The sequence below is a fragment of the Burkholderia sp. Ac-20392 genome (assembly GCF_017104585.1).
GTDB classification, from domain to species: Bacteria; Pseudomonadota; Gammaproteobacteria; order Burkholderiales; family Burkholderiaceae; genus Burkholderia; species Burkholderia lata.
Genome location: NZ_JAAGPB010000915.1, coordinates 1 through 1873, shown reverse-complemented (window position 1 = coordinate 1873; position 1873 = coordinate 1). Strand labels below are relative to the sequence as shown.

Below are 1873 nucleotides of genomic sequence, written 5' to 3'. Positions count from 1 at the left end.
GCCGACCGCCCTGCCCGCCCGTCTCGAATCCGGCCGCAGCTACCCGCTCGGCGCGACCTGGGACGGCCTCGGGACCAACTTCGCGGTATTTTCCGCGCATGCGCAGCGCATCCAGCTGTGCGTGTTCGATCCGACCGGCCGCAAGGAGCTCGCGCGCCTCGACCTGCCCGAATGCACCGACGAGGTGTGGCACGGCTACCTGCCCAACGCGCATCCGGGCACCGTGTACGGGTTTCGCGCGGACGGCCCGTACCAGCCCCAGCACGGCCATCGCTTCAACCCGACCAAGCTGCTGCTCGACCCGTACGCGCGCAAGCTGGTCGGCCAGTTCCGCTGGTCGGACGCGCTGTTCGGCTATCGCGTGCATTCGAGCCGCGCGGACCTGTCGATGGACCGCCGCGACTCGGCGCCCGCGATGCCGAAGTGCGTGGTGGTCGACGAGGCGTTCGACTGGCGCAACGACCGGCGCCCGCGCGTGTCGTGGCGCAACACCGTGATCTACGAAACCCACGTGCGCGGCGCATCGATGCGCCGCGCCGGGTTGCGCCCGCCCGAACGCGGCACGTTCGCGGCGTTCGCGCATCCGGCGTTCATCGACCACCTGCTGTCGATCGGCGTGACGACGGTCGAGCTGCTGCCCGTCCACGCGTTCCTGCAGCAGCGCGCGCTCGTGAACCGCGGGCTGCGCAACTACTGGGGCTACGACACGGCCGCGTTCTTCGCGCCGGAACCCGCGTATCTCGCAACGCGGCGGCTCGACGAGATGCGCATCGCGATCCGCCAGCTGCATGCGGCCGGCATCGAAGTCGTGCTGGACGTCGTCTACAACCATACGTGCGAAGGCAACGAGCTCGGCCCGACGCTGTCGTGGCGCGGCCTCGACAACGCGAGCTACTACCGGCTGATGCCGGACGACCACCGCTTTCATGTCGACGAGACGGGCTGCGGCAACACGCTGAACCTGTCGCATCCGCGCGTCGTGCAGATGGTGATGGATTCGCTGCGCTACTGGGCCACCGCGTTCAACGTCGACGGTTTCCGCTTCGACCTCGGCGTGACGCTCGGCCGCGAGGAACACGGCTTCGATCCCGGCGCGGGGTTTTTCGACGCGTTGCGGCAGGACCCGGTGCTCGCGCAGCGCAAGCTGATCACCGAGCCGTGGGATCTCGGCCCCGGCGGCTACCAGCTCGGCCGTCACCCGCCCGGCTTCGCCGAGTGGAACGACCGCTTTCGCGACACCGTGCGGCGCTTCTGGCGCGGCGACGCGGGCCAGCGGCCGGAGCTGGCCGCGCGCCTCGCGGGGTCGGCCGACCTGTTCAACCACCAGCGGCGCCACACGTGGGCGTCGGTCAATTTCGTCACCGCGCACGACGGTTTCACGCTCGCCGATCTCGTGTCGTATTCGGCGAAACACAACGCCGCGAACGGCGAGGACAACCGCGACGGTCGTGACGACAACTGCAGCGCGAACTGGGGCGCCGAAGGGCCGAGCGACGATGCGGCGATCCGCGCCGTGCGCGCGCGCGTCGCCCGCTCGATGCTCGCGACGCTGTTTACCGCGCTCGGCACGCCGATGCTGGTGGCCGGCGACGAGTTCGGCCGCACCCAGCACGGCAACAACAACGCGTACTGCCAGGACAACGAGCTGTCGTGGCTCGACTGGGATCTGGCGCGCAGCGACGAAGCGGTGACGCTGATGCGCTTCGTGTCGCGGCTCGCCGCGCTGCGGCGCATGTATCCGGTGATGTCCACGCCGCGCTATCCGTCGGGCGACCGCGATGCCGCGCCGGGCATGGCCGAGATCGACTGGTTCGACGAGCGCGGCGACGCGATGACCGTGCCCGCGTGGCAGGACCGCGAGCGCCGCGCGCTG

At 70.3% G+C, this 1873-nt stretch carries 1 protein-coding gene; it reads left to right on the top strand.

Going from position 1 to position 1873, the window contains the following annotated elements; translation table 11 throughout:
• Positions 1 to 10 precede the first annotated feature (10 nt).
• Positions 11 to 1873, top strand: a 1863-nt coding sequence (gene glgX / locus G3N99_RS39670; RefSeq protein WP_206125127.1) for a glycogen debranching protein GlgX, incomplete at its 3' end; no start/stop codon positions are given.